At 40.0% G+C, this 24672-nt stretch carries 22 protein-coding genes; 10 read left to right on the forward strand and 12 right to left on the reverse strand.

From position 1 onward, the window contains the following. Positions 1-35: 35 nt before the first annotated feature. Together QL989_RS01590 and QL989_RS01595 are read left to right on the forward strand one after the other, a co-directional pair. Complete coding sequence (locus QL989_RS01590; protein WP_198523256.1) at positions 36-983, forward strand: LysR family transcriptional regulator; 948 nt, start codon at positions 36-38, stop codon at positions 981-983. 109 nt (positions 984-1092) lie between these two features. Beyond that, positions 1093-1539, forward strand: a complete 447-nt coding sequence (locus QL989_RS01595; RefSeq protein WP_290167684.1) for a hypothetical protein — start codon at positions 1093-1095, stop codon at positions 1537-1539. An 11-nt stretch (positions 1540-1550) separates the two neighbouring features. Here the strand turns inward: QL989_RS01595 and icd are convergent, their stop codons facing one another. From icd to QL989_RS01620, 5 genes are all read right to left on the reverse strand, one after another. Next, positions 1551-2801, reverse strand: coding sequence for an NADP-dependent isocitrate dehydrogenase (gene icd / locus QL989_RS01600; RefSeq protein WP_290167686.1), 1251 nt, complete (start codon positions 2799-2801; stop codon positions 1551-1553). 95 nt (positions 2802-2896) lie between these two features. Next, complete coding sequence (locus tag QL989_RS01605) at positions 2897-5593, reverse strand: 7TM diverse intracellular signaling domain-containing protein (RefSeq protein WP_290167688.1); 2697 nt, start codon at positions 5591-5593, stop codon at positions 2897-2899. A gap of 28 nt (positions 5594-5621) precedes the next feature. Next, entirely contained in the window at positions 5622-7892 is a 2271-nt protein-coding gene (locus tag QL989_RS01610; RefSeq protein ID WP_290167690.1) for a TonB-dependent receptor, read from the reverse strand. A gap of 87 nt (positions 7893-7979) precedes the next feature. Next, positions 7980-10229 (reverse strand): NAD(P)-binding protein, encoded by a 2250-nt coding sequence (locus tag QL989_RS01615; RefSeq protein ID WP_290167692.1) that lies wholly within the window; start codon positions 10227-10229, stop codon positions 7980-7982. Positions 10230-10249: 20 nt separating this feature from the next. Beyond that, positions 10250-11185 (reverse strand): acetoacetate decarboxylase family protein, encoded by a 936-nt coding sequence (locus QL989_RS01620; RefSeq protein ID WP_290167694.1) that lies wholly within the window; start codon positions 11183-11185, stop codon positions 10250-10252. A gap of 413 nt (positions 11186-11598) precedes the next feature. Here QL989_RS01620 and QL989_RS01625 point away from each other — a divergent pair, with 413 nt between their 5' ends. Then, positions 11599-11766 carry a hypothetical protein gene (locus tag QL989_RS01625; RefSeq protein ID WP_007375427.1) on the forward strand — a complete coding sequence of 56 codons (168 nt, stop codon included), beginning with the start codon at positions 11599-11601 and terminating at the stop codon, positions 11764-11766. 122 nt (positions 11767-11888) lie between these two features. After that, positions 11889-12722: a transporter substrate-binding domain-containing protein gene (locus tag QL989_RS01630; protein ID WP_075169143.1), complete on the forward strand. Its 834-nt coding sequence runs from the start codon at positions 11889-11891 to the stop codon at positions 12720-12722. Positions 12723-12766: 44 nt separating this feature from the next. On the opposite strand, the gene QL989_RS01635 is transcribed toward QL989_RS01630, so the two are convergent. From QL989_RS01635 to QL989_RS01655, 5 genes are all read right to left on the reverse strand, one after another. Then, entirely contained in the window at positions 12767-13348 is a 582-nt protein-coding gene (locus QL989_RS01635) for a YceI family protein (RefSeq protein WP_193049207.1), read from the reverse strand. A gap of 1 nt (position 13349) precedes the next feature. Beyond that, a complete protein-coding gene (locus tag QL989_RS01640) occupies positions 13350-13901 on the reverse strand; it encodes a cytochrome b (RefSeq protein WP_010390221.1) in 552 nt (183 codons plus the stop codon). Between the two features lie 146 nt (positions 13902-14047). Then, positions 14048-14887 (reverse strand): ScpA family protein, encoded by an 840-nt coding sequence (locus QL989_RS01645; RefSeq protein ID WP_138605988.1) that lies wholly within the window; start codon positions 14885-14887, stop codon positions 14048-14050. Positions 14888-14889: 2 nt separating this feature from the next. Beyond that, positions 14890-15510 carry an L-threonylcarbamoyladenylate synthase gene (locus tag QL989_RS01650; RefSeq protein WP_010390225.1) on the reverse strand — a complete coding sequence of 207 codons (621 nt, stop codon included), beginning with the start codon at positions 15508-15510 and terminating at the stop codon, positions 14890-14892. Continuing rightward, positions 15507-16361, reverse strand: a complete 855-nt coding sequence (locus QL989_RS01655; RefSeq protein ID WP_290167702.1) for a PHP domain-containing protein — start codon at positions 16359-16361, stop codon at positions 15507-15509. The genes QL989_RS01650 and QL989_RS01655 overlap by 4 nt, the downstream gene beginning before the upstream one ends. A 444-nt stretch (positions 16362-16805) precedes the next feature. On the opposite strand from QL989_RS01655, the gene QL989_RS01660 reads away from it, so the two are divergent. Genes QL989_RS01660 through trpA form a run of 6 tightly spaced genes read left to right on the forward strand, consistent with a single transcriptional unit; the run spans position 16806 to position 23393 of the window. Next, positions 16806-18374 (forward strand): anthranilate synthase component 1, encoded by a 1569-nt coding sequence (locus QL989_RS01660; protein ID WP_290167704.1) that lies wholly within the window; start codon positions 16806-16808, stop codon positions 18372-18374. A 1-nt stretch (position 18375) separates the two neighbouring features. Then, positions 18376-18978, forward strand: a complete 603-nt coding sequence (locus QL989_RS01665) for an aminodeoxychorismate/anthranilate synthase component II (RefSeq protein ID WP_198523264.1) — start codon at positions 18376-18378, stop codon at positions 18976-18978. Positions 18979-18988: 10 nt separating this feature from the next. Continuing rightward, a complete protein-coding gene (trpD, locus tag QL989_RS01670) occupies positions 18989-20026 on the forward strand; it encodes an anthranilate phosphoribosyltransferase (protein ID WP_290167707.1) in 1038 nt (345 codons plus the stop codon). Next, positions 20019-21383, forward strand: a complete 1365-nt coding sequence (trpCF, locus tag QL989_RS01675) for a bifunctional indole-3-glycerol-phosphate synthase TrpC/phosphoribosylanthranilate isomerase TrpF (RefSeq protein WP_290167709.1) — start codon at positions 20019-20021, stop codon at positions 21381-21383. The genes trpD and trpCF overlap by 8 nt, the downstream gene beginning before the upstream one ends. Positions 21384-21390: 7 nt before the next feature. Next, positions 21391-22575 carry a tryptophan synthase subunit beta gene (gene trpB / locus QL989_RS01680; RefSeq protein ID WP_010390233.1) on the forward strand — a complete coding sequence of 395 codons (1185 nt, stop codon included), beginning with the start codon at positions 21391-21393 and terminating at the stop codon, positions 22573-22575. Then, positions 22572-23393 carry a tryptophan synthase subunit alpha gene (trpA, locus tag QL989_RS01685; protein ID WP_290167713.1) on the forward strand — a complete coding sequence of 274 codons (822 nt, stop codon included), beginning with the start codon at positions 22572-22574 and terminating at the stop codon, positions 23391-23393. Before trpB ends, trpA begins: the two co-directional genes overlap by 4 nt. Positions 23394-23458: 65 nt before the next feature. Here trpA and QL989_RS01690 read toward each other — a convergent pair whose 3' ends face one another. Further along, the gene (locus tag QL989_RS01690; RefSeq protein WP_193049212.1) at positions 23459-24037 is read right to left on the reverse strand and encodes a type 1 glutamine amidotransferase domain-containing protein; all 579 of its coding nucleotides are present in this window, start codon (positions 24035-24037) and stop codon (positions 23459-23461) included. A 222-nt stretch (positions 24038-24259) separates the two neighbouring features. Continuing rightward, the gene (locus QL989_RS01695) at positions 24260-24529 is read right to left on the reverse strand and encodes an HU family DNA-binding protein (protein ID WP_010390237.1); all 270 of its coding nucleotides are present in this window, start codon (positions 24527-24529) and stop codon (positions 24260-24262) included. Positions 24530-24672: the final 143 nt, after the last annotated feature.

Below are 24672 nucleotides of genomic sequence, written 5' to 3' on the forward strand. Positions count from 1 at the left end.
GGTAATTAATAAAGCAAATAAATAAAATTGATCATATGAATATAAGAAATGTCGACCTCAATTTACTCGTCTATTTAAATGTATTAATAGATGAAAAAAGCGTATCAAAAGCAGCTAATAAACTCGCGCTAACCCAGCCTGCGATGAGTAATGCGTTAAAACGTTTAAGAGATTTATTTGATGATCCTTTGTTGGTGCGAGCTGCGGGCTCTATGACTCCCACAGCCAAAGCGCTGTCGCTCAAACCTGAAATTGAAGCGCTGCTTAAAATGGCCGAAGAGATCACCCAACCAAGCGAGCAATTTAACCCAGCTACTGCGCAAGTTACATTTCGTATTATGGCAAACGATTATTTAGAATCGACCCTCATCGCCCCCTTTATTTGCGAACAACTAGCTAAAAACCCAGGCATTGACTTTGATGTGCTAAGCCCCAGCGATGTAAATTTACAAGATATGGAAAAAGGCACAATTGATTTGGCAATAAATCGCTTTAATGGCCTCCCGCGCTCTTTTCATCAGGCAACTGTATGGCGAGATAATTATTGTTGTTTAACCCATCCAAATAATGCTTTTTTAACGGATGCTCACTTAAATCAATATCTACAAAGCGAGCATATATGGGTTAACCGCGCAGGATGGGGGCCAGAGCCCGCAGTAACCAATAAGTCAGGAAAACAAAAATTAGGCTGGGTAGATGAAGCTTTGTGGCAATTAGAACAAACCCGTAAAATACGCGTATTCACTCGCCATTACATGATTGCCAGCTTACTGTGTCAATCTGAGCAACTCATAGCAACGCTACCCCGTCGTCAAGCAAAGCTATTAACCAGTCATACTAATTTAGTGATTAGCCCAGTACCATTTCAAGTTGTCCCTATAGAAGTAAAAATGATATGGAGCCCGTTATTACACCACACACCAGCGCATCAATGGCTTAGACGTGAGTTATTGGCGTTCGCAAATACAGTGGTTGATAGGTAACATATAAAAATATTGATTAAATCAATATCAATTATTGAAAACAACAATTTCATTAATATTACACTTAGCGCTACAGTGAAGTTAAGCCAACAAACTAAGAGTAATAATTATGCAAACATCAGCAAGCTTCACACAACAAGACGGGTTATTCATTGATGCAAATTTACATCAATTCATTGAACAACAATTATGCCCAAATACGCCGCTTGAGACGGGTCACGTTTACCAGTCACTTGCCACATTAGTTGATGAATTCGGCTGTAAGTGTCGTAAAAATAAACATCAAGAAAACGATATTCTCGACGTAAACACTTTATTAAGTGCCTATCAACGTAAAAGCCATCCTCATTGCCATGTTGATGCACAAACAACCGAAGCTGTATTAGATGAATACTGCTGTCAAGTACCAGCCATTATTGTAGTTGCGTTAATGGATACGCTCAGTGGCACTGTATGTGACGAGCCAAGTGCACATGAGCTTTATCACAGAGCAGCAGAGCTAACAGAGCGTCCATGTGTTCATCGTCAAGCAACCGCTAACGCTTCAGCAGCTTAACATGCAGTCGTTTAAAAGTGCTCGATAACCTTACTAGCAAATTGTTTGCAGCTTAAGGTTGTCGAGTTATGATTTGAATGAGCCAAATCAAAAGTTACCTGGCCACTGGCAAATGTAGTTTCTAAGGCGTTTTCGATTAAACGTGCCGCTTCATCCCATCCCATAAATTTTAGCATTAGCACCGCGCTTAATAAGCTACTACTTGGGTTTGCCTTATCTTGACCAGCTATTCGCTCGAACGTGCCATGGGTCGGCTCAAAAAAAGCCACCTCTGTATTTAAATTGGCGGCAGGCATAATCCCTACCCCCCCAACCTGTGCACTGAGCATATCGGCTAAAAAGTCACCATTTTGATTTGTGGTAGCCACCACATCAAATTGCGCAGGATCCATCAAGCATTGCTGCAACATATTATCGGCAATCACTTCTTTAATGATCAAGGGGGGTAAATCGGTTCGTTCTATTTCAAGCCAACGCCCATTTTCATGTTCTTTGGCATTATATTCTTGTTTTGCGAGCGCAAAGCCCCAGCGTTTAAACGCCCCATCGGTAAATTTAAGAACATTACCTTTGTGCACTAACGTAAGTGACTCTCTCTCATTTTTAAGGGAATAATTAATGGCAAAGCGTATTAATCGCTCTGACCCTTCTTTAGATATATTTTTAATCCCTATACCACACTCTTGAGCGAAACGAAGACGGGTTACGCCCATTTCTTCACACAAAAAATCGAGCACTTTTTCACTTTCAACACTCCCCGCCTGCCATTCAATTCCTGAATAAACATCTTCACTGCTATCGCGCAACACAGTAATATTAGTGGTAAAAGGGTTTTTTAATGGCGTGGGTAAAGCACTAAAGCCTTTTATAGTGCGCATATTAACAAATAAATCCATTTCATGGCGAAGCGCAACATTAAGAGAGCGAAACCCGCCGCCTAAAGGTGTGGTTAGCGGCCCTTTTATAGCAATTTTGCATTCACGTACCGCATTAATGGTTTCTTGAGGGAACCAGTCACCATCATAAAGCTTGGCCGCTTGTTCACCATTATACACCTGCATCCAATGTATCTTACGTTCCTTGCCATAACAATGCTCTATGGCAGCATCCACTACTTGACGCATTACTGGCATCACATCTAAACCAACCCCATCACCGTCAATATAGGCAATAATAGGTTGCTTGGGTATATGCCACTGTCCTTGATCATCAATGTGAATATTGTCGCCATTGTCTGGCACCTTAATATGTTGATACTGCATACGTCCTCCTACAAGAGAATATATTTAAGCATGCATAACCCTACTTGTCTTCATAACAAAGCGTATAGCGGTTATTCAACGATAAAATGTAAAATTTAAGGTGCTTTTTTAACGGTTAAAATAACGTCAATCGCATTGAGTAGAGCCTCAACTTGTTGTATGTCGAAAGCGTCAGGTGAAGACTTTAAGTTTGTTTCAAAATCAACAGCCTGTTTATACAACGCTTTGCATTCAAACATTCCAGCCGTTCCTTTGATCATATGCACGCTGCGTGCAAAACCCGTTATATCACCCTGCTTAAATTGAGACACTAACGTGTCTTTTTGTTTATTTAACCCTTTAATATATTCCTGCTTGAGTAGTGCAAACTCCTCATCGGGTAGCTTAATGTTCTCGCATATATCAATATCAAGATAACTTGCAATTTTACTACTAAAACAGCTTCTATCTATAGGTTTGGCAATATGATCAGTAAAACCTTGTTTTAAATAGCGATCAATTTCATGCTTCATCGTGTTAGCAGTGAGCGCGACAATGGGTGTTGTTACCCCTGTTGCTTGTATAATCTTAATTGCTTGCTCACCATCCATAATTGGCATTTGAATATCTAATAAAATTAAGTCGAAGCTTTCATCCATCGCTGCTTGCGCTGCATCTCGACCATTTTCAACAGCGACAACGGTTAACCCCATCCGCTCTAAAATTCGCTTAATAAGCTGACGATTTTCTGGATGGTCTTCAGCCACAAGTACTCTACCCACTAAATTTCGCTGACTATTATTTGAAAATAGTTCTTTAGTTTGTGGCTTACGTATATCGTCGAATGTGTTAACCCATTGCGTATGTTCGGTTGTATTTAACTCCATAGTAAAGCAAAACTCACTACCCCTACCTACCACAGAAAATACAGTAATATCGCCATTTAGTTTATTTGCTAAGCTTTTTGATATATTTAAGCCAAGTCCAGTACCACCGTATTTACGAGAAATGGACGAGTCAGCTTGGTGAAAGGGAGTAAACAAGTCTTTTTGCTCACTTTCAGTCATTCCAATGCCCGTGTCTTCAACTTTAATTATTAGTTGCTTTTGATTGCAACTCACCGTCAGCATTATGTAACCCTGGGTAGTAAATTTAAGTGCATTGGTTGCTAAATTTAATAATATTTGCCTAAGTCGAGTTGGATCTGAGACTATCCAATCTGGTAATGGAAATTGATAATCAACTTTGAATTTTAAGCCTTTATCGCGGATTTGCTTTCCTAGTAATGATTCAATTTCAGCAATAGTGGCAAACAAATCCGTTTCAACTAATTCTATCTCTAAACGGTTAGCCTCAATTTTCGACATATCCAAAATATCGTTAATTAGCCCAAGTACATGACGACTGTTTTGCAAAATCACCCTGATCCCATGATTTCTTTCATGAGGCTGTATATCACCTAAAATTATCCCATCAGCATAACCAATAATGGATGTCATTGGGGTGCGGATCTCATGGCTCATGTTAGCTAAAAATCGACTTTTAGCTTCACTTGCATCACGAAGCTCTTCCGCCAATTGTTGTAACTCTTGGGTACGCAGTTCGACCTTGTGTTCCAAATTTTTAGTCAGTTCAACATTCTGATGATGCAAAATACTGAATTTATTTGCGACAGCAAAAGCAAGTAATACTGCATCGAGCGCTGTGCCAATAAGTCCAAGTAAATAGAGATCCATTTTTATTGGCTCAATAAGTCCTAGATTAGTTAAATTGCCAACCATATTAGGAATGGCCATAGCCAAATAGGCGAGAACAAAATAGCGAGCTGGTTTAAAGCCACTGATCCAGCTTCGTATACCAACAACCATACCTAGAGATAAAGTTGCCCCTGTTACTAAAGTGGCCCAAATAAAGCCAAAACCAGGCCAAACCATTGCAAAAGGTGCGCCTGCGGTGGCAACAATGCCTAAGTAGATTGATAATCGAGATAACTTAGGAGACGTGTCTTTTAATTTAAGTAAGCTGTTAAAAAATAAAATATTTGTGATGGGAATTAAAGTAAAACCTAACCAATGAAAATGGGCATTGTAAAAACCAAAAATTTGATCCGGTATATGAAAAAACTGACTCCAAGCCAACACCCAGCATGCTGTGAACATGGCGTAGTACAAATGGGTTTTATCTCTATCACCCAAGTAAATAAGAAAATTGTATAAACCTAACGCAATACCAACCCCAAAGCACAGCAACATAATCATGTTGTCTGAGGTTTTTCTTACAAAAAAATCGTCATAAGATGAAAGCACTAATTTTGGTGGAGTATAAAAATATTCACTTTGAAATTTTGCAATTAATACGTAAGAACGATTAGGCGTCAGCTTAACTTTATTCCCATAGTGAAATGCAAACTCATTTGGGTAACCCCCCCCAGTGACATACTGCTTTATTGGTTCATCAAAGTTCGATATATCATAAATCCGGGTTTCGATTTTTGAAAGTAACGTGTTATACGGATAGAGCACCAGTTCATCTAAATCTGTTTTATTTTCAAGTGCTATGACAAACCAAAAACTACCACCAAAAAACGATGTTCTTGATTGTGGTTGTTTATCTTCAAGCCACATTTCTATTTCACTGTGGTTACGGGGAAAAGTACCACTCGTTACCTGAAATACATGACCCTGACCGAGCAAATCAGTATCTTGTTGTTTTAAAGTATAAACAATAGGAGCGAGTGTATCTGCCGGCGCTAAATTGCTAAAGCACAAAAATACACAATATAAAAATAGCTTTAGAACTGCCTTCATTGGCATACTTCGCACCTTAATTTAAAGACTAAAATTAAAACTGATAACTAACATCTAAACCAAAACGTCTGCCTTCACCTTTAAAGTCTTCAAGCATGCCAAGGAAAGAGCTTAAATCAAATTTTAAGTGACTATATTGCGTACCAAAGAGGTTTTTCCCCCAAATAGCAATCGCCCAGTTATCATGTTGATAATGTATGTTTGCATTAAAAATACTATAGCCATCTTGCATCGCATAAGGGTTTTGATTCTGATCAAAATAATAGTCGGATTGATAATCAACTAATAATTGCGTTGTTAGTGGGTGATTAGCCAGCACGTGCGTGTATTCAATGCCTGCACTGAGGTTCCATTTTGAGGTAAACGGCAAGCGATTATCTGATAATGCGTTACCTAAAGGATCAACATATTCTTCAAACTCTGCATGGGGTATATAACCCATAGCAAACTTAACATTCAAATCACCGGTCAGCCAATACTCAAAATCAGCCTCTAGGCCATATATAGTCGAATCTGCCACATTTTCTAATAATTGAATAGGCGGGCTCTGATCAGATACTGAAGGCTGATTCATAAACACCTGTTGGTCATTATAATCATAATAAAATGCAGCCCAATTAAATCGCATGCCCAACTGTGGCCACCAAGACTTTGAGCCAATTTCATGTGAGTTCAATCGTTCTTTTTGATAATCAGCAAGCTGTGCTTGTTCAACCGATGATAAAAACCCCCCGTTATAGCCTCCGCTTTTTGCGCCATTAGCAAATCGATAATAGGCATAGGTCGCATCATCCAGCTTAACGTTCACAGCCAACTGACCAGAAATGCCATTATCTGATTGCTCTCCCTGAACACGATAAAATGGCACCTTAACTCCGGTTAAATCGTTAGGGTCTAAAATAATATTAAGCTGGGATGATGAGTCGTAATCTAAAGACTCATAAGAATAACGAAGCCCAGCGGTAATTAGCCAATCTTGGTTTAATTGATAGTCAAGTTGGGTAAACGCTGCAATGCTCTTTGTTTTTATCCTATTATCATAGAAAAAAGTAGCGGTTAAATCTGTCTCTAAAATGCCTCGATAATCTCGCAAAATATCATTTACATTGTCTTGAATAATAGACTCATCAGCATAATAAATTCCCGTTGTAAGAAAATGCTCTGCGAGCTGAGATTGCAACCGAAACTCTTGCGTTACTAAATCAGTATTTAAACCTAAATTGCCTTCACATAAGCGTGCTGGAGAGCCATCACAATTAAAGGCATGATCACGCTTTAACTTGTTATAGCTAGTTAGTGAAATAAGCTCATTGTGTGTATCCAATTGCCAATTAACATGGGCACTAATCCCCTTACCATCGGTTTTATGTGGCGAATTATTATTAACGCTTACAGTATAAAAATCATCACTGCCATCATTAAATCCAAAGTTATCAAAACAGTTGGTTGAACCTGCTTGTGCCGGCGAGCACCGCTCTCCAGTCAGCGGATTAGCAATAACCCCAATACTGCCAACAGGCTGAACTATGCCATCCCAATCGGAAATATGCCCTTTTATCAAAAACTGCACAGTGTCAAAGTCAGCTAAAAAAGATACTCGACCATTTGTTTGCCGCATGCCCGCTGTTGGTGAATCAGCAAAAAAATTGTTTGTAGAATAATCATAATTTTGATGGTTTAGCGCAACACGAACGGCTGTGTTTACCCCAATAGCTGAATTAAACATGGCATCTACACTGGTCGCGTTGTTATTGGCAATACCAGCACTTAAATAACCACTTTGTTCAAACTCAGGGCGTTTAGAGCGGATCAAAATAGCCCCGCCAGTAGAGTTACGACCAAATAAAGTTCCTTGAGGGCCACGCAAAATGTCAATCTGCTCAATATCAAATAAGTTAACAATTTGGTTACTGGCAGAGCCCACGGCTATATCATCCACATACATCGCCACCGGCGATGTATTAGCGGTGTTATAATCAACTAGCCCTACGCCACGAATATTAACCGCTGGTGGTGTGCCTTCCGCTGCGTTTTGACTAATTTTTAAATTTGGGGCAAATACAGATAACTCTGTTGAGTCTTTAACCTGTTGCGCTTTGAGATCGTCCCCTTTTATTGTGCTTACAGAAATGCCGACTTCTTCAATTTTTTGCGCTCTTTTTTGCGCATAAACCTCAATGATTTCCATATTAGGCTGATCATCACTTTTACCCTCTACCACTACTTTCGCCTGCAGTGGCAGTAAAAAGCCTGGTAAGCATACCAACCATATATTTTTATTCAGAAGCTTGCCTTTATTTTTCATTTCACGTGACCTTTGCGCTAAATAAATGTAAACAACATGTTTAACTATATACTAATCAACCGATTAAAGCTGTGCTGGAAGAGTATTTTAATTTTTGATAACTGCAAATGCATTTTCGCCACTAATGTGTTGTGGGTAACCCACCATTGCTCTGGCTGTTTGCATACCCGCCATAACAGCCGCTTCAACACAACCGGCATTAACACCCGTTTTAATCCAGTCACCGGTAATAAAAAGGTTTGTAAATTTTGTTTCATCTGTCGCCAGTCGATACTTACTTGAACCAGCCACTGACAAAACATAGCGCTCACTTGGGTCAACGTTTACTCGCCAGTATTGAGCATTTAATCGTTCATCCCCGGATGACGATATTTCATATAATACAGACCAATCAAACTCATTATTTTGATATGCAAGCGGCCATAAGGACTGCATGTTTTTTTCTAGTATTGCTTCTAGGTTTACCTTTACTTGCGATTTAGCCTGTAGAGGAAATTGATGTTCACTTTTTGGTGGATAGTACTCACAAGGAAAAACACTGCAAAAATAAGCAATGTTTTTAGGAGGACAATCAGTAGGCCATTGCTCTTTGTCGACTAAATTCATCATTGCCGCCCACGTATCAAATGGTTCGCTAAAGCCACTTAGAATTGGGCCTTCTTTACTCTTTGGAATATATTGCCAGCCTAATTGCTCGTCTGTTTTATTAAGCCATAGTTGGGCAGCTTGGGTTGCCACCGTTTTGACTTGCTTTGCTTGTGCTGCAAATTTAGTATCCCACGCTAATAATGAAGGGCATACGTGCTCAAGTGACGCCACAGATACACCCAACACAATTCTGTCAAAATCTTCTTTGTAGTTTAATTTTTTTATTGGCAGTGGCTGCCCAAAATGGTTTTCGTATTGAGACGGCCAGTCTGACCAAAAAGATTCTAAATTAATATCATGCTTCTTTAATAGTGCGGCTTGTTCACTATTAATTTGCGCATAAAGTGGTTCACTTGGCCAACAAGGTAGTTTTTTAACATTAACCAGTGGTTGATACTCTGCGTCTGAGAGCAAAGAAACTTGTTGCTGAAGCTCAATGCTCTCGACAAAACTCTCTCCTTGCTCACTTAGGCTGGGAGTCAGGTTTTGCAATTGATGAAAATACTCAAACTTAACCCCTCTTTTTTTTAGTAATTCGTACAAGGGAGCAAAGATGACATCGCCCATCCCCGCTTGCATTTTCCACATGACCCCTCCGCGGTAACACAGCGCGATGCGTAACATAGCCAGTGATGCGACACCAGCCTCAACATTGGGCTTACTTAGGTCACCCGCAGGGTACGCAAACACCAAATCATAAAACCCTCGTATGGGCGCCGAATTAGCACTGTATTGCTCGTTTGCCCCATTTCTTATAAGCCATTGCCTAAAATCAAATTTATTTATAACCTCAAACCCATCTCGATATACTTTGTCTTTTACCAAACCAACTAGCATTGCGATAGCAAGGTCTGCGCAAATATATAATCGTCTAAGCTGCGCATTATTGTCTAACAACTCAATCATTTCGCTATTAAGCCAGCGCTTTAGCTTTCTAACTATATACCAAATAACAAGGCCATCTTTTTTCTCATGTACTTGGGGGTTTAATGTATTGTCGGCGTGGGCAAACTTATTTAATGTATTGATTAATAAGCTTGGAGTAGAAGCAACTTCACTCGAATATTGTTTTATATCATCAGCAAAATCTTGCCAAGCATCTTCGGTATCATCAACCAAATCTGTTATTTGTTGGTGCAAGTGCCGTAATAAAGATTGATCTCGTGATTTTTTTGTACTTAGTTGTATATTTTTGTTGGCTTTTTTTGCTGCTGACTGTAAATCAAATATCCACTTTTTTAGCCAAGCTAGGGTCATTTTAATAAAATCCCATGGCGTTATATCTAAACTTCCATCAGCAGGGTTCCCAGGAAGTAATGGGAAATCAATTGGCCATGTTTGCCATTGGTCATCAATATATTCTTCTAAGGCTATAAAGCTATGCGGTTTTAATGCTTGCTGCCATGTAGATAAAGGTGAATCGGCTGGCCGTTGTAATTTAGTGTAAACCGTTTCTATTGTTTTAAAGCTATTTACATAAGCACCAAACCAAACATGTAAGCCATGCTCTTCAATACGCTGCCCGCTAGCCGCATTACGACCACTTGCTCCTTTACCACCCAAACGCCAGCCTTGTTGGTATACTGTGATAGTTCGATGCTGTTGCCAGTCAGATTGCTCAGTCAAATACAATGCAGCAGTCATAGCCGATACACCGCCACCAATTATCACGATTTTTTCTTGGTTCATGGTAAATCCTTCTAAGCAATTTAAATTTTAGTTGCGGCTAACTGGTCGAAATCCATTTGCACATAAAAAGGTAAGTGCAGCGCTTGACTACCTAACTTTAGGCCAAACATATCGGCAAGTGGAAAACTATCTAATTTATTAAGATGCAAAGTAAACTCAGGTTTCAAAAATTTAAAGCTATGTATTTTTTTAATCATTGAAGGTGAGTGCATTACGCTCTGGTATACCGCTGAATCGCCACTGCCATCAGGAAATTGTTTTAACAAAATTTGATCCATTTGTGGATTAACAAAGCCACTCAATAACTGCTTTAATAATGAAAAATCAATATCTAAATGTTTGCGAGAAAACAAATTTGCTACTTGATCGCCAAAGTTATCAATAATAGATAAGAAATCGCTATCTTGGTGTTTAGAATTTATAGTAATTGAAAATAGCTCATGCATTTGTAGCTTTGATTCAGGGGAGAAATGTTCAAAGCATTCTAAAGATATTGAAAAATTCGATAGCTCCGATACACAGCTGGGCATGGTGTAGTCACACAAATACTTATTATAGCCCCATGTTTCGCGACCATTAATAAGTGCATAAATGTTGTTAACACAGATAAACGCTGGATACCAATATAAGTAGGTTATATCTTCATCCTCAACCTTAGCGACAGGCAACCAAATGATAATATCTGTTTCTTGCATCCAACCATGCTGATCGAATGGCGGGGTCATCGAGGCTATTTTTTCAATATCTGTAAATGTAATAAGTGCAAACTCGCCAAGTATTTTAAAATAAATATTACCCTCCTCCCCTATGTTTAACGTTGAATCAATGTACTTTTGTGCTTTCTTAGATTCTATTTCAGCAAAAAAACCATACATATTCGCATTGTGCATACGACAAGGCGGCTTTGCTATTGGATTAGATAAAAAATGTTGATATGGCGCAGATAGTGAACTCATTTGACCCCCTCAGTTAAAAACTGAGTATAGTCAGATATATTTGAGTCTGTTGATCTTTACGAATTAATATTTATGGCTATACGTGAATTGCTCTCGATTCAAAGTATTTTAATAAATTGCTTGCAAAGAAAAATATTGTGGCGTAAGATTGCTGCTTGGCTATAAAAAGCCCTAGCGGTTAACCTCTTTACCCTGATCCAGTAAGCCCCGCAAAACGTATATTCAAAAGCTAAGTTATTGTACGGCGAGAACCCCTATTAATACCTTGATGATTTATTTTTAATATCATCGTAAAAGTGTCATAAAGATCGTCAACACTGTAATGAAGCTAAACACAATTAGATTATTTATCATCTGTAATGTGCTTTAAGAAAAAGCCCAGAATAAATAACAAAAATAAAGTGAGTTTTATTATGTCATACAAATATAACGGATCTATGATCCAAATAGCACATCCAGTGCAATCAATTTCGGTTAACAAACATCGTGTAATCTTCAGCGATACACAAGGTTTGAAAAATGCATTGTTTCAAAAAGCAAGTGATGCACGTCAATTTGTAAAATGGCTGAAAGCCAGTTAATTATTATTTATAAGTGTTTAACTTATAAATAAATTAAAATGCCAGCTTTATGCTGGCATTTTACTTTTTGGTGTATTATTGACTACACTTAAATCCATGTTTGTTTATTTGTTGTAGTGAAAATGCGGTTTTCGTGGTTAATACTGTTCGTCTGTGTATTTTTAAGCACAAAGTGTGATGCCAGAACAATAAAATGGATAACGCATGACTTTGCGCCCTATTATATTTTAAGCGGTCCGGATAAATCTCAGGGCCGTGATGAAAGTATTATTTCACTGTTAGAGCAACAACTTCCGCATATTAACTTTGAACGTATCATTATTCCCTCTGGTAAAGTTATTCAGGAACTCGCTAACCTGCAATCAAATGCATGCGCATTATCACTTTATAAAAACAAATATCGAGAAGAACGTGTTTATTTCACGCATCAAAGCTCTACAGCTGGTCTTTCTCCATCTATTGCCATGCATCAAAAGCTGAGCATTGCGCTAGGTATTGAAAGCAGTAAATCAGTGTCGTTAACTAATTTATTAGTAAATAAAAAGCTCACCTTGGGTGTATCGATGAATCGCTCATACGGCAGTGAAATTGATAAAATAATTAATACCACACCTAATACAAATATTGTCATTAGACCTACTCGCGATACCCTCAGTACATTAACCTATATGCTTAACTTAGAGCGAATTGATATTTTATTAGGCTACCCCAGTGAGCATTATTATTTAGCAAAAACGATGGGGTTTAGTGACAATTTAACGCAGCGCATGCTGACTGAGGCACCAAAAATTAGTTACGGTTACATTGGCTGTACTAAAAACGAGCAAGGCGCAGAAGATATTGCCACACTCAATCAGCAACTCAAACTAATTAAGCAAACTGAAGACTATAAACAAGTATTAACTCGGTGGTTACCAAGTCACTTAAAATCAAAATTAGAAGCGCATTTACAATAAAAAAGCTAAGCGTGATAACGCTTAGCTTTAACTATAAAACGGTATTATTGACGAATACCTTCAATAAATAAACCAATATCAACGTGCGTTGACGCTGGGCCTAAATCGTAATCAATACCGTAATCAGCTAGTTTTAAGCTGGTTTCACCTTCAAAACCAACACGGTAACCACCCCATGGATCTTTACCTTCACCAATCTTATCAATTTCAAAACTAATTGTTTTAGTAATACCATGAAGGGTAAACTCACCGGTTACTGTGGCTTCTTCACCGTCTTGATCAAACTTAATTGCTGTACTTTTAAAGCTAGCCTGTGGGTATTTGCTTACATTTAAAAAGTCACCACCGCGTAAGTGTTTATCTCGTTCAGCATGGTTTGAATCTAGGCTTGCTGTGTCGATATTTACACTAATTTGAGATGCGTTTGGGTTTTTAGCGTCGTAGTTAAACTGCCCATCAAAGGTGTTAAAACGCCCGTGCAACCAGCTGTAACCTAAATGTTTAATTTTAAAATTAACAAAGGCATGTGCTCCTTTGGTATCAATAACATAGTCTGCAGCACTAGCATGGGTAGCTGTCATAAACATCGCTGCTGATAACGCTGAAGTTAATAGTAACTTTTTCATTTTAAGCTTCCTTTTGTAATTTGATCATTCTAATTAATGTTTTATCTTTATCTATAAAGTGGTGTTTTAACGCACCTAAAATATGCAGCACCACAAACCCAATCAGCAAGCATGCGCTGTAATAATGGATCTGCCCTGCTATATCTGCCTGAGAATCAAAGGTAAAGTCGATGGCTTTGACATAAAACAAGCCAAACACTTCGATTGGTCGCCCATCAGCAGTAGAAATTAAATACCCAGACACCATAATAATCACTAAAAACAGATACATTAAAATATGTGCGGTTTGGGCCAGCTGATTTAATTGAGTGTTGGTCCCAATAGGGCTAGGTTTTACATTAAACCGACGCCATAACAGTCTAAAAACAAATACAGCCGCTAAACTCAGCCCTATGCTTTTATGCAAATCTAATGAGCCTTTATACCAGCTATCATAGTAAGTTAGCTCAACCATGTATAAGCCTAAACCAAACAAACCAAAGACAGTCAACGCCATTAACCAGTGTAAAAATATAGCCATCAGGCCATAACCGGTTTTTGAGTTTTTAAACATTGCTTATCGCCAATTTCTAATCTAGTAATAACACTACGATATAATGGATGAGTGGCGATTAAAATAGCATATGCAAACACTTATCGTGCGTATACGCACAGTAAAGTCTATTAATTTAGTATAATTGCAAAAAACTTTATGGGAGGTTAACTTTCGGCAGGCTCATTAAGAGATACATATATTTGGCTATCAGATTCAACTTGTAAGCAAGCAATTAAGCCCTCTTTGATTAGTTCTAACATGGCAATAAAACTAACAACTACTCCACTGCGGCCCTCTTCAAAGGTAAACAGTTGGGTAAACGCAACAGGTGCTTTTGCTTGGGATAGTGTGTGTAAAATTAAACTCATACGTTCACGAGTTGACAGGGTTTCTGCACTAATTAAATGATGCTCAAATGTTTTAGCACGCGCCATTACGTCGCTTAGCGCTAACAATAGATCTTTGATTGCCAGTTCAGGTAAGGGTTGGTTTTTTTCTTCTAACTCTGGGAAAGTTGCATTGGCGATAAATATATCGCGACCAACGCGGGGCAAAGAATCGATATTTTCGGCCGCTTTTTTAAATTGTTCGTACTCTTGTAAACGTTTTATAAGTTCGGCGCGGGGATCTTCCTCTTCTTCTAATTCCTCATGCACTGGCAGTAACAACCGCGACTTAATCTGCGCCAGCAATGCTGCCATTACGAGATATTCGCCGGCGAGTTCTAACTGAAACTCACTCATCATTTCTACATATTTTACATACTGCTCAGTAATGCTAAATATAGATAATTCGAGAACATCTAACTTGTGCTTTTTAATTAAATAAAGCAACAGATCTAACGGACCTTCAAAGGTTTCTAAAATAACTTCAAGCGCATCAGGCGGAATATATAAATCTTCAGGCTTTTCAACAACGGCTTTCCCATGCAAAAATGCCAGTGGCAGCTTTTGCTGCACTGGCATATCTGTAGGTATTAACGAAACCGTGTCAGGCTGTTTCATTGCTATTCAAATGGAGCCGTATCGCCGCAGCCTACACGTAAAATTTGAATATCGTCCTCTGATAAATCAATTACCGTAGTTGCTTGCTCTGTGAGGTATCCGCCATGAATAATTAAATCGACATGCTTATCTAGACGATCCAAAATGTCATCGGGGTCCGCTTGCGTGTATTCATCACCCGGTAAAATAAGTGAGCATGACATTAATGGCTCACCCAATTCTGCAAGTAACGCACAAGCAATTGGGTGTTCAATAACACGAATGCCTATGGTTTTTTTCTTATCGTTTAATAAGCGTTTAGGTACTTCTTTTGTGCCTTTAAAAATAAACGTATAAGGCCCTGGGGTATTATTTTTGATCAGCCTGAACATTTGGTTATCTACCCGAGCATAAGTAGAAAGCTCAGATAAATCACGGCAAACTAAAGTAAAATTATGGTGTTTTTCAATACCACGAATACGCTCTATGCGCTCTTTTGCTTGTTTGTTACCTAAATTACAGCCAATCGCATATCCCGAATCTGTTGGGTACACAACTACGCCGCCCTGTTTAATAATATCAACAGCTTGAGAAATTAGTCTAGGCTGTGGGTTATCCGGATGTATATGAAATAATTGACTCATAATGCAACTCCTTCGTGCTTTTCCCATGTTTGCCAAACCCCTTGGCAATCTTTAGGTAAGTATAAATTTTTTCCAAGTTCTAAATAACTAGTCGGAAAATGAAAATCAGAGCCTTGAGAGCAAAGCAGATCGTATTCTTGACTCAACAAGCCTAAAAACTGACGCTCACTCGGGGCCTGTTGCGGTTGGGCAACTTCCATTGCATCACCGCCCACTGATTTAAACTCTACGAGTAGTTTACGCAACCACTTATTCGACATTTTGTAGCTACTTGGGTGCGCCAAAACAGCCACCCCACCGGCGGCATGAATCGCTGAAATTGCCGTTTGCATATCACACCAGTTACTCGGTACGTAACCGGTTTTTCCTCGCCCTAAGTACTTTTTAAATACCCCAGGAAAGTTTTTAGCCACACCTCGCTCAATTAAAGCTCTGGCAAAGTGAGCGCGAGTAATTTGCGCATTTTCAGCCAGCTCGCGAGCTTGTTGATAAATACCCTCAAAGCCATTTTTAGTTAATCGATGGCCTATTTCAATTGCACGGGTTTCGCGCTTTTGCTGTTGCTCGCTAAGTAATGTATTCAAAGTGCTATCATTGGTATCAATGTTAAGCCCAACAATATGTATTTCAAAACTCTCCCATTTGGTTGATATTTCAACCCCATTAATCAGTTTAAGCGGCAAGTTTTCACGTTTGATAAAAGCCTGCGCAGGCTCAATTGCGGCCACAGTATCGTGATCGGTAATGGCAAATACATCAATGTTTTTATCGACTGCTCGCGCTAATAGTTGCTCAACGGTTAAATGTCCGTCTGAGTGTGTTGTATGGCTATGTAAGTCGTATTTTATCAAATGAAAACTACTTTAATTAATGGTTTAATGGTGTTTCACACAGTATAACAAGTTTTTTAACGAAATTGTTTTAAATAAACACTTGACACAAAAGCAGTTGATACGTTTTACTGTAGCCACTTTTAGACATTAAAGAATAAATAACAATGAAAAATACAATTCAAAACATCATCTGGTGGTGGCACTCTTAAAACAAAGGGTGATGAATTGTCGTGTCTAAACAAAAAATTCTAACCCGCTACCATGCGGGTTTTTTTATCACTAAATTTTGCAATACAAGATTAACAGGAATTAAAAACATGAATAACGTAAACACTCTTACACATCATTGGTGGTGGCGCCTGGCATAGCGGGACGGTAATGGTCTATCTATAATTTAGACATCGTTATTCAAACCCCGCACTGCTTAGCATTGCGGGGTTTTATTTTTTTAGGGGATGAGGTTTGATTTTTAGTCATATAACAACAACACCAGGTGAAGTGACCAGCATAACGCAAGTACGAGACTACATAAGTAGCCCACTTGCCTTGTATGCGGCACTTGATAAACCTAACTCACTATTGCTTGAATCTGCAGAAATAGATTCAAAAGATAGCGTAAAAAGCTTAATACTAGTTGATTGTGCATTGCGTATTGTTTGCCAAGGCAACCAAGTGAGCATCAGTGCACAATCAAACAACGGCCAACAACTACTTAACTATTTGCAGGCTAATGTACAAAACTGCGCTTCACAGTTAAGCGGTACCACACTCACACTTGAGTATCACCCAGCAGATGACACCATTGACCAAGCTAGCAAACTGATTGCAGATAACGCTTTTAGTGCACTACGCACTTGTTTAAATAGTATTAAAAGCACCACTGACAATCCGTTCTCGGTGTTTTTAGGCGGCGTATTTGCCTACGACATGGTGGCTAACTTTGAACAACTATCCGATGTACCTGATGGTGAAAACACCTGCCCAGACTACGTATTTTATTTAGCCGAAACACTGGTTGTTATTGATCACCAAAAACAAACAACCGAGTTAATTGGTAATGTGTTTAATGGCCCTGATGTTCACGCTAATTGTTTTGAAGTGGGCAAACAATTAGAGCGCCTTAATACATTGTGCGACCACGCCGCAGACTTTAGTGCCCCAAGCCAAGCAGGTGACTGCCCTGTAAATGTTGATATTAGTGATGAGCAATATTGCCAACAAGTGATTAAACTTAAGCAACACATAGTTGATGGCGATATTTTTCAAGTGGTGCCCTCTCGTAGTTTCTCATTGCCGTGCCCTGACTCATTACATGCTTATAGCCAGCTTAAAAAGCAAAACCCAAGCCCATACATGTTTTACATGCGTGATGAAGATTTCTCATTATTTGGCGCTTCTCCAGAGTCTGCGCTTAAGTATGAGGTTAAGTCTCAACAAGTTGAGGTTTATCCGATTGCAGGTACTCGTCCACGGGGTAAGTTTGCAAATGGACAAATTAATCCCGATTTAGATAGCCGTATTGAACTTGAGCTCAGAAACGATCAAAAAGAACGTGCCGAGCACTTAATGCTAGTTGATTTAGCACGTAACGACGTTGCTCGTATTAGCGTGCCTGGTACACGCCATGCCAAAGAGCTATTAAAAGTAGACCGCTATTCACAGGTAATGCACTTAGTATCACGTGTAGTAGGAAAATTAAAACCCGAATTAGATGCTCTGCATGCTTATCAAGCCTGTATGAACATGGGTACCTTAGTCGGTGCCCCCAAAGTCCGTGCGGCAGAATTAGTGCGCAAAACTGAAGGCAAACGTCGCGGTAGCTATGGTGGCGCAGTTGGCTATTTAACCGGTGACGGTGCCATGGACAGCTGTATTGTTATTCGTGCCGCCTTTGTTAAAAATAATATTGCGTATGTGCAAGCCGGTGCTGGGGTTGTATTTGATTCAGATCCAATGTCAGAGGCAAACGAAACGCGCGCTAAAGCCCAAGCGGTGATCACCGCGATTAAATCGACGTATAAGGCAGTATAAAATGAGTGAAGCACACCCTATTAAAATTTACTTTTTAGATAACTTTGACTCATTTAGCTACAACCTAGTCGATGAGCTAACCATGCTTGGTGCTGAGTTAGTAGTTTACCGAAACAACATTAGCGCAGAGATCATATTCGAAAAAATGCAGGCAGAGCTTGGACAAGTACTGCTGGTATTATCGCCAGGCCCTGGTGCGCCTAGCGATGCAGGCTGCCTTATGGAGTTAATTAACCTGTGTAAGGGCCAATTTCCAATGCTAGGTATTTGTTTAGGCCAACAAGCGCTAACACAAAGCTATGGCGGAGTAATCGGTCACGCTGGTGAAACCGTACATGGTAAGTCATCAATTATTGAGTTAGACGATCACCCGGTGTTTAACGGGATGGGTAGCACTATACCAGTGGCGCGTTATCACTCATTAATGGCCACAAAAGTGCCTGATAACTTAGCGGTTATTGCAAAGTATCAAGATATTCCAATGGCTATTTATCATCATCAAGACAATGCACTGGGCTATCAATTCCACCCAGAGTCAATTTTAACGCCCAACGGCGCAATGCTACTACAGCAAAGCGTTGCTTATTTAACACGTGCCAAATAAAAGGAACATTATGACTAATCAATTACACAGCCCGCTTAATGTTCAACACGCCATTGAGCACATCATCACAAAGCAGTCACTTAGTTACGTGCAAGCAAAATCGCTATTTGATCAAATTATGCAAGGTAATATGAGCGACATTGAACTCTCTGCGTTACTTATTGGCCTTAAAATGAAAGGTGAAGTAAGCGATGAGATTGCCGGTGCTGCCGCTTCAATGCGTGAAAATGCCGTGGCCTTTACCACTAATAAAACACTACTTGCTGATAGCTGTGGCACCGGTGGCGATGGTTCAAACACTATCAATATCAGTACAACCGCGGCAATTGTGGCGGCCGCGGCAGGTATTAATATGGTAAAACATGGCAATCGAAGCGTGTCGAGTAATTCTGGGTCTGCTGACTTGCTCAAAGCACTGGGGATCAATATCGATATGACCCCAGAGGTCGCTGCTCGTTGTTTAGAGAGCACAAATTTTACCTTTTTATTTGCACCGCACTACCACAGTGGGGTGCGTCATGCGATGAACGTGCGTACCAGTTTAAAAACCCGAACCATTTTTAATATTCTTGGGCCACTGGCTAATCCAGCCGCTCCTGAGGTGCAATTACTCGGCGTGTACGATGAGTTTTTATGTCTGCCAATGGCACAAACGCTTAATACTCTAGGCACTAAACGCGCTATGATAGTGCACGGCTCTGGTACTGACGAAATTGCCTTACATGGCCCAACACAGGTTGTAGAGCTTAATAATGGTAAAATTACTCAGTACACACTCAGTCCAAGTGATTTTGACCTTGCAAACTATTCACTTGAACAATTAGCCGGTGAAGGCCCACAATACAATGCAAACGCCAGCCTTGCTATTTTACAAGGTAAAGGCACTGAGGCACACAACGCCGCAATTGTTGTTAATGTGGCCGCATTGCTGTACTTAACCGGCCAAGCAGAGTCGTTAAAACAAGGTGCACAAATAACACACTCTTTATTACGTTCAGGCAAGGCCATGGACACATTAAATGCAATTATTGAGGTAAGTCATGGCTAATGTATTAGACAAAATTATTGCTGATAAAAAAATAGAACTAATCGAGCGTAAGGCTGCACGCCCACTAGATAGCTTTAAGCACCAAGCCAAACCGACTGAGCGTAGTTTTTACAAAGCACTGGCAGCATCTGGTACGCAGTTTATTTTAGAATGCAAAAAAGCGTCGCCCTCTAAGGGGTTGATTCGTCAGCCATTTGATTTAACAGAAATCACCCAAGCGTATAAGCAGTATGCCACTTGTATGAGTGTGTTAACTGACGAAAAGTACTTTCAAGGCAGCTTTGATTACCTTGAATTTGTACGTAGCCAAGTTGAACAGCCGCTTATTTGTAAAGACTTTTTTATTGATGAGTACCAAGTTTATATGGCACGTCTTTATGGCGGCGACGCTATTTTACTGATGCTATCTGTGCTTGACGATCAGCAATATAAAACACTGCATGAAGTGGCCGACTCATTAAATATGTCAGTATTAACTGAGGTAAGTAACGAAGAAGAAGTTCACCGTGCGCTGGCACTAAATGCACAAATAATTGGAATTAATAATCGAGATTTGCGTGATTTAAGCACCGACTTAGCCACCACAGAACGACTACGTAAACTTATTCCTGAAAATAAAGTGGTTATTTCTGAGTCAGGTATTTACACCCATCAAGATGTAAAACGCTTAGCCCCTTTATGTAATGGCTTTTTAATTGGCAGCTCATTAATGGCTGAAGCTGATCTAATACAAGCATGTCGTCGCGTTATATTAGGCGAAAACAAAGTGTGCGGCTTAACCCGCAATCAAGATGCTATTGCAGCCTATAGCAATGGCGCTGTGTATGGCGGGTTGATTTTTTACCCTAAATCCCCCCGCTTTGTTGATTTAGATTGCGCTAAAGAAATCAGTCAAAGTGCGCCTTTAAAATTTGTTGGCGTATTTGTTAACGCTGCTATACCTGATGTGGCTGAACACGCTAAACAACTTAAATTATCAGCCGTTCAATTACATGGCCAAGAAGATGAACAATACATTGCGTCATTACGTAGTGAATTACCACGTAATTGCCAAATTTGGAAAGCACAGGCAATAAAAGATGTTTTACCACAACCCGTAGCAGGCGCAGATCGCCATTTATACGATACCCACAGTGATTCACACGCGGGTGGCACAGGTAAAACATTTGATTGGTCGGTACTGCGTGATGCGACCACCCCATTTATGCTTGCTGGCGGCTTAAACCCAGACAATATTAGCGATGCCCTCTATCACGGAGCTTTAGGACTTGATTTAAATTCAGGTGTAGAGCAGTCTCCTGGTAAAAAGTGCGCAAAAAAATTAAATCATGCTTTTTCAAGCATCAGAAACTATTGAGGTTAAAATGCAAAATCCAGCTTATTTTGGCGAGTTTGGCGGTATGTTTGTACCGGAACTGCTTGTCCCTGCGCTTAAGCAGTTAGAAAACGAATTTAATAAAGCACAAAAAGATCCTGAGTTTCAGGCAGAGCTAAGTAAATTACTTAACGAGTATGCGGGTCGCCCTACGCCGCTTACGTTAACGCGTAACTTAGTTAAAAACCCAAAAGTAAAACTGTACTTAAAGCGTGAAGATTTACTCCACGGTGGTGCGCACAAAACAAACCAAGTATTAGGCCAAGCACTGCTTACCAAACGCATGGGTAAAAAAGAAGTCATAGCAGAAACCGGCGCCGGCCAACATGGTGTAGCCACTGCACTTGCCTGTGCATTGCTTGGCTTAAAATGCCGTATTTACATGGGTGCAAAAGATGTTGAACGCCAACAGCCAAATGTATTCAGAATGAAACTCATGGGCGCTGAAGTTATTCCAGTAACGGCAGGTTCGGGCACACTAAAAGATGCGGTTAATGAGGCATTGCGTGACTGGTCAGCAAATTATCAAGAGGCTCATTACCTTTTAGGTACAGCCGCGGGCCCTCACCCTTTTCCAACAATTGTACGTGAATATCAAAAAATAATTGGTGAAGAAGCAAAACAACAAGTACTTAAAGCCGAAGGACGTTTGCCTGATGCGGTTATTGCGTGTGTAGGCGGTGGGTCAAACGCCATTGGTATGTTTACTGATTTTATTGACGAGCCAAGCGTTAAGCTTATTGGCGTTGAACCTGCAGGTAAAGGGTTAGACACGCACGAACATGGCGCAACCATCTGTAAAGGCACTAAAGGTATTTTACACGGCACTTATACTTATATTATGCAAAATACAGATGGCCAAATTGAAGAGTCTTACTCTGTATCGGCGGGATTAGATTACCCAGCTGTAGGGCCACAGCATGCCTTTTTACACGAAACTGGCCGTGCTCAATATGTAGGCATTACCGACACCAAAGCACTTGATGCCTTTCAAGCACTGGCAAAGCACGAAGGTATTATTCCGGCACTAGAATCAAGTCATGCGCTAGCCTACGCCCTCGAATATGCAGAAGAGCAAACGCAGGACAGTATTATTGTTATTAATTTAAGTGGTCGTGGCGATAAAGATTTAGCCCACGTACACAAGGTATTATCAGAGGAAGGTCAACTATGAGCCAAGTAAAAACTGACCGTTACGGACAAATGTTTGCTGCACTAAAAGAGCAAAACCAAGGTGCGTTTGTACCGTTTGTGACTATTGGCGATCCGGGTAAAGCGCAAAGCATCGAAATTATTAAAAGCCTAATTGATGGCGGCGCAGATGGACTAGAGCTAGGTATTCCGTTTTCAGACCCGATTGCCGACGGCCCTGTTATTCAAAAGGCCAATATTCGTGCTTTAGATGAGCACATTAATACACAAGATTGTTTTGATATTATTAAAGAAATACGCCAGTACAATGCCGACATCCCTATTGGTTTATTACTGTATTCAAACTTAATCTTTAAACGTGGCTTAGAAAAGTTTTACACTGATGCAAAAGCAGTAGGCGTTGACTCTATTTTAGTGGCTGATGTGCCATTACACGAGTCTAAAATGTTTAGAAAAGCCGCCATGGCAAACGGTATTGACCCGATATTTATCGCCACGCCGAACGCCAGTGACGATACGTTGCGTGAGTGTGCATCGTACGGTCGCGGTTACACTTACTTACTGTCTCGTACAGGGGTAACAGGCACCGATACTAAAGCACAAATGCCTGCAACACACGTGGTTTCGCGCTTACAAGAGTACCACAGTGCGCCTGCATTATTAGGCTTTGGTATTTCAACACCTGATGATGTAAAAGCCGCGCTTAAAGCCGGTGCTGCGGGTGCTATTTCAGGTTCTGCAGTAGTAAAAATCATTGAAGCAAACCTACATGATTTAAATGCAATGACTACACAATTAAAAACATTTGTAACCGAGATGAAAGCCGCAACAGCGCTTTAATCAACGGCGTTTTTAATCACTAAAAAAGGGCATGTAACATGCCCTTTTTTATTTAAACTGCAAACTTAATGGGCTTGATGCTTACCCTCAAGAATCTCTTCTATAAACTTAGCATTAAACGCGTCTAAATCTGCTGGGCTGCGACTAGTCACTAAGCCTTGATCAACACACACCTCTTGGTCGACCCAGTTAGCACCGGCATTAATTAAATCACTTTTAATACTGGGATATGAAGTAACCTTTTTGTCTCTGAGCTTGTTAATCTCTGCGAGTAACCACGGCGCATGGCAAATAGCGGCAACGGGTTTGTTTTTCTTTGCTCCAAAAAAACCATCTACAAATGCCTTAGCATCCGAGTCTTGGCGTAAGCTATCGGGATTAAACAAACCACCAGGTAGTAAAAGCGCATCGTAATCAGCGGTATTTGCATTGGCTGCTAATTTATCAACGGTTACTTTTTCACCCCACTTGTCTTCATTCCATGCGGTGATCTGCCCTTCTTTAATAGAAACAACTTCAATATCGGCGCCCGCTTCAAGTAAAGCAGCCTGTGGCGAGAGTAACTCGCTTTGCTCAAATCCATCGGTGGCTAAAATGGCAATTTTCTTACCTTGTAAACGATTACTGTTATGTAAGTTACTCATTAAATACTCCTTATTTCATTCAATACATAACTGTATTTGCATATCACATACCAAATATAACACGCTGAATATAATAAGATTTTATAAATATGAATAAGCCAGCAATGTAAATTATTTACACTGATTGCAGATACTACAGGCAAAAGTAATGAAGCAAAGAGCCTGTAAGCTAAATAGTGGCTTTTGGGGAAGAAGCGAACTTACAGGCACTAAAGTTTTAAATTAAAGGCGCTCTTTTAACGCTTTTGCTGGTTTAAATACGGCTTTATTAGCCCCTTGTATTTCAATCGCTGCACCAGTTTGTGGATTACGACCAGTACGCGCTGGGTAATAGCTAAGTGCAAAAGTGCCAAAGCCTGAAATTTGCACCTGATCGCCTTCAGACAACGACTTTGTAATCACTTTTTGTAAGCTAGTTAACGCAGCTTGTGCGTCTTTTTTTGTTAATTCACTCGCATCCGCAATGGCTGCAACCAGTTCTGCTTTATTCATTTTTTGCTCCTAAATACACGCCTAGGCTTAAACCTATTAACGTGGCAATACAATGATGTAAAAATAAAAGCAGGCAGGCTAAGGGTTGCAAGGGGGTAAGTCAACCTTAACTGGGAACCAAGAGCCTTAGTAAGAGCTATCGG

Source organism: Pseudoalteromonas sp. APC 3224 (assembly GCF_030407535.1).
Lineage (GTDB): Bacteria > Pseudomonadota > Gammaproteobacteria > Enterobacterales > Alteromonadaceae > Pseudoalteromonas.

Bases quoted from the DNA above. Each gene is read 5' to 3' on its own strand.
- QL989_RS01625 (WP_007375427.1), top strand. From the start codon at position 11,599: ATGTCATACAAATATAACGGATCTATGATCCAAATAGCACATCCAGTG.
- QL989_RS01640 (WP_010390221.1), bottom strand. From the start codon at position 13,901: ATGTTTAAAAACTCAAAAACCGGTTATGGCCTGATGGCTATATTTTTA.
- trpB (WP_010390233.1), top strand. From the start codon at position 21,391: ATGCAAAATCCAGCTTATTTTGGCGAGTTTGGCGGTATGTTTGTACCG.
- QL989_RS01645 (WP_138605988.1), bottom strand. From the start codon at position 14,887: ATGAAACAGCCTGACACGGTTTCGTTAATACCTACAGATATGCCAGTG.
- QL989_RS01665 (WP_198523264.1), top strand. From the start codon at position 18,376: ATGAGTGAAGCACACCCTATTAAAATTTACTTTTTAGATAACTTTGAC.
- QL989_RS01610 (WP_290167690.1), bottom strand. From the start codon at position 7,892: ATGAAAAATAAAGGCAAGCTTCTGAATAAAAATATATGGTTGGTATGC.
- QL989_RS01615 (WP_290167692.1), bottom strand. From the start codon at position 10,229: ATGAACCAAGAAAAAATCGTGATAATTGGTGGCGGTGTATCGGCTATG.
- QL989_RS01630 (WP_075169143.1), top strand. From the start codon at position 11,889: ATGCGGTTTTCGTGGTTAATACTGTTCGTCTGTGTATTTTTAAGCACA.
- QL989_RS01635 (WP_193049207.1), bottom strand. From the start codon at position 13,348: ATGAAAAAGTTACTATTAACTTCAGCGTTATCAGCAGCGATGTTTATG.
- QL989_RS01695 (WP_010390237.1), bottom strand. From the start codon at position 24,529: ATGAATAAAGCAGAACTGGTTGCAGCCATTGCGGATGCGAGTGAATTA.
- trpCF (WP_290167709.1), top strand. From the start codon at position 20,019: ATGGCTAATGTATTAGACAAAATTATTGCTGATAAAAAAATAGAACTA.
- QL989_RS01590 (WP_198523256.1), top strand. From the start codon at position 36: ATGAATATAAGAAATGTCGACCTCAATTTACTCGTCTATTTAAATGTA.
- trpA (WP_290167713.1), top strand. From the start codon at position 22,572: ATGAGCCAAGTAAAAACTGACCGTTACGGACAAATGTTTGCTGCACTA.
- QL989_RS01620 (WP_290167694.1), bottom strand. From the start codon at position 11,185: ATGAGTTCACTATCTGCGCCATATCAACATTTTTTATCTAATCCAATA.
- QL989_RS01650 (WP_010390225.1), bottom strand. From the start codon at position 15,510: ATGAGTCAATTATTTCATATACATCCGGATAACCCACAGCCTAGACTA.
- QL989_RS01690 (WP_193049212.1), bottom strand. From the start codon at position 24,037: ATGAGTAACTTACATAACAGTAATCGTTTACAAGGTAAGAAAATTGCC.
- QL989_RS01605 (WP_290167688.1), bottom strand. From the start codon at position 5,593: ATGCCAATGAAGGCAGTTCTAAAGCTATTTTTATATTGTGTATTTTTG.
- icd (WP_290167686.1), bottom strand. From the start codon at position 2,801: ATGCAGTATCAACATATTAAGGTGCCAGACAATGGCGACAATATTCAC.
- trpD (WP_290167707.1), top strand. From the start codon at position 18,989: ATGACTAATCAATTACACAGCCCGCTTAATGTTCAACACGCCATTGAG.
- QL989_RS01595 (WP_290167684.1), top strand. From the start codon at position 1,093: ATGCAAACATCAGCAAGCTTCACACAACAAGACGGGTTATTCATTGAT.